At 74.6% G+C, this 3070-nt stretch carries 5 protein-coding genes; all 5 read left to right on the top strand.

The features are described from left to right. A partial coding sequence (locus H5J30_RS24225) for a methyltransferase (protein WP_258563512.1) occupies positions 1 to 460 on the top strand: 460 nt, incomplete at its 5' end. Continuing rightward, positions 438 to 848 carry a thiol-disulfide oxidoreductase DCC family protein gene (locus H5J30_RS24220; RefSeq protein ID WP_181789487.1) on the top strand — a complete coding sequence of 137 codons (411 nt, stop codon included), beginning with the start codon at positions 438 to 440 and terminating at the stop codon, positions 846 to 848. The genes H5J30_RS24225 and H5J30_RS24220, both read left to right, overlap by 23 nt. A gap of 84 nt (positions 849 to 932) precedes the next feature. Then, the gene (locus tag H5J30_RS24215; RefSeq protein WP_181789486.1) at positions 933 to 1337 is read left to right on the top strand and encodes an ArsR/SmtB family transcription factor; all 405 of its coding nucleotides are present in this window, start codon (positions 933 to 935) and stop codon (positions 1335 to 1337) included. Further along, the gene (locus H5J30_RS24210) at positions 1334 to 2374 is read left to right on the top strand and encodes a TIGR03086 family metal-binding protein (RefSeq protein ID WP_181789485.1); all 1041 of its coding nucleotides are present in this window, start codon (positions 1334 to 1336) and stop codon (positions 2372 to 2374) included. Before H5J30_RS24215 ends, H5J30_RS24210 begins: the two co-directional genes overlap by 4 nt. A 205-nt stretch (positions 2375 to 2579) precedes the next feature. Further along, the coding region (locus H5J30_RS24205) for a hemerythrin domain-containing protein (protein ID WP_181789484.1) at positions 2580 to 3070 on the top strand (491 nt) is incomplete at its 3' end.

Raw genomic sequence — 3070 nt, 5'->3', positions numbered from 1 at the left:
GGTCGCGGACCGGTGCGCGCTGGTGGCGGGCGACTTCTTCGCCGCGGTCCCGGCGGCGGGCGGCGGCCCGGCCGACGCCTGCCTGCTGAAGAACATCCTGCACAACTTCGGCGACGACGACTGCGTGCGCGTGCTGCGCGCCTGCCGGGCGGCGCTGCGGCCCGGCGGGCGGGTGCTGGTGCCCGCGCTGGTCCTGCCGGAGGCGGCGGACGGGGCCCGTACGCGGCCGGACGCGGATGTGGCGCTGGCGCTGAGCGACGTGGAGATGATGGTGCTCACGGCCGGGCGGGAACGCACCCTGGCCGAGTACCGCGCGCTCTTCGCCCGCGCCGGGCTGGCGCTGCCGCCCGGGCCGCCCCCGGCTTTGCCCGGGCTGCCGCACCACTTCATGCTGGAGGGGACGGACGGGACGGAGCACGGGACGGAGGAGGCGCGCGATGGTGCTGCTGTACGACGGTGACTGCGGCTTCTGCACGGGGTGGGCCGACTTCGGGCGCCGGCGGTTCGCACCGGAGGTGCGGATCGTGCCGTGGCAGTCGGTGGACCCGGAGGTCTACGGGGTGCCGGAGGAGCGGCTGCTGCGCGAGGTGGTGCTCGTCGACGAGGCGGGGCACGCACCCGCCGGGCCCCGGGCGGTGACCCCGCCGCCGGGCGGCGCCATGGCCATCGCCGGGACCCTCCGCAGCGGCAACCGCGCGGGCCGGCTGCTGGGCCGCGCCCTCGGCGCCCGCCCCGTACGCCGCCCCGCCGCCGCCGTCTACCGCCTGGTCTCCCGCAACCGCTACCGCCTGCGCTTCCCCCTCCTCCCCGCCCGCCAGGGCGCAAGCTGCAGCACCACCCGGTCGTAGCCCGACCAGGTAATTCAACCGATCGGTTGACCAATCGCGGGCGGCAGGTTAGCGTGTATTCAACCGATCAGTTGAGGACGTGACATGACCTCGGCCCCCGAGCCCGCGCCGGAGCCCGACGAGCGGCTGTCCCTGGTGTTCTCCGCGCTCGCGGACCCGACCAGGCGCGACATCGTGGCCCGCCTCACCGCGGGCGACGCCACCGTCAACGAGCTGGCGGAGCCGTACGACGTCAGCGTGCAGGCCGTCTCCAAGCACATCCGCGTCCTGGAGGACGCCGGCCTGGTGAGCCGCAGCCGGGACGCCCAGCGGCGGCCCTGCCACCTGGAGGCGGAGGTCTTCGACCTCATGACGAAGTGGATCGAGCGCTACCGGCGCGCGGCGGAGGACCGCTACCGCCGCCTGGACGCCGTCCTGGAGCGGATGGACGCCCAGGACGGTCCGCCGGTGCCGACCCCCCGGACGACGAAGGAAGCAGAAGCCTCATGAGCACCACGCACACCCGCCACCGCAACGAGACCGGGATCACCGTCGACCCGGCCCTCCCCACCATCGTGATCACCCGGGAGTTCGAGGCCCCGCCGGAGCGGGTGTTCCGCGCGCACACCGACCCCGACCTCGTCGCCCAGTGGCTCGGCCCGCGCGGGCTGACCATGACCATCGAGCGCTACGACGCCCGCACCGACGGCTCGTACCGCTACGTCCACTCCGACGAGGCGGGCAACGACTACGCCTTCCACGGCGTGTTCCACGAGGTGCGCCCCACCGAGCGCATCGTCCAGACCTTCACCTACGAGGGCATGCCCGACAGCGTCAGCCTGGAGACCGCCGTCTTCGAGGACCTCGGCGGGCGCACCCGGCTGACCACCACCTCGCTGCTGGACTCCCTCGAATCCCGCGACGGCATGATCGCCAGCGGCGCCGAGACCGGCATCCGCGAGGGGTACGAGCGGCTGGACGAGCTGCTCGACGGCACCCAGGCCGCCGCGGAACACCGCCGGATCGCCGACGAGTTCACGGCGCGCGTCCGCGGCGTCGCCGCGGGCAGGTGGGACGACCCGGCGCCGTGCGAGGGGTGGGTCGCGCGGGACGTCGTCCGGCACCTCGTCGAGTGGTTCCCGGGCTTCCTGAAGGCGGGCGCCGGCATCGAACTGCCGAAGGGCCCGCCCGTGGACGAGGACCCGGTGGGTGCCTGGCAGGTGCACAACGACGCCGTGCAGGCCCTCCTGGACGACCCGGCCACGGCGGGCAGGACCCTGTCGCACCCCGAGACCGGCGACTTCCCGCTGGCCCAGGCGATCGACCGCTTCTACACGAGCGACGTCTTCATGCACACCTGGGATCTGGCCCGGGCGACCGGCCAGGACGAGCGGCTGGATCCGGCCAAGTGCGCCGCCCTGCTGGCGGGGATGCAGCCGATGGACGAGGTGCTGCGCGGCAGCGGCCACTACGGGCCGCGCGTCGAGGTCCCGGAGAGCGCCGACGTGCAGACCCGCCTGCTGGCGTTCATCGGCCGCACGCCCTGAACCGGGCGGCGGGCCGCCGGGCCGCTCCTGTCCCTGCCGCGCCGCCCGTGGCAGGGACAGGACCGTGCTGTGCAGCGTATGCGCTGGTGAGCCGCCCGGGGCGGGTCATGCCGGGGATTTGGCCGATGCTTGACGGTCACTTGGCCAGCCGCTGGTACCCGGGCCCCGGGTCCGGCGGCCCCGTACGCCGTGATCGGATGGCCCCATGTCCCCCGAACCCCGTGCGCGGCTCGCCGCCTTCGGCGAGGAACTCCTCGCCATCCACCGCGGCCTGCGCGCCGACTTGGCCCGGCTCCGTACGGAAACCGACGACTACCTGGCCGGCGGCCCCCGGCCCCGCGACCTCAAGGCCCACTGCCTCGCCTTCTGCACCGCGCTGACCGCGCACCACACGGGCGAGGACCGCGGCGCGTTCCCCGCGCTCACCGCGCGCTACCCCGACCTGCGGCCGCTGATCGGGAAGATGGCGGAGGACCACGCGATGGTGAGCGGCCTCCTGCAGAGCCTGGAGCGGGTCCTCGACGGCGTGCCCGCGGAGCCGGACGAGCGGGACGCGGCGCGCGTGCGGGGCGAGTTGGAGGGGCTGAGCGCGATCGTGGAGTCGCACTTCCGCTTCGAGGAGCGGACGATCGTCGAGGCCCTCGACACGCTGCCGGCCGAGGCGGGGAGCACCGAGGACCTGCTGGGGCTGCCGGG

The organism is Streptomyces phytophilus (genome assembly GCF_013870535.1).
Classification (GTDB): Bacteria; Actinomycetota; Actinomycetes; order Streptomycetales; family Streptomycetaceae; genus Streptomyces; species Streptomyces phytophilus.
The sequence above is the reverse complement of the archived record's forward strand: the minus strand, read 5'-3'. Positions and strand labels throughout refer to the sequence as shown.

Coding starts and splice junctions, on each gene's coding strand:
- H5J30_RS24220 (WP_181789487.1), top strand. CDS start 438: ATGGTGCTGCTGTACGACGGTGACTGCGGCTTCTGCACGGGGTGGGCC.
- H5J30_RS24215 (WP_181789486.1), top strand. CDS start 933: ATGACCTCGGCCCCCGAGCCCGCGCCGGAGCCCGACGAGCGGCTGTCC.
- H5J30_RS24210 (WP_181789485.1), top strand. CDS start 1,334: ATGAGCACCACGCACACCCGCCACCGCAACGAGACCGGGATCACCGTC.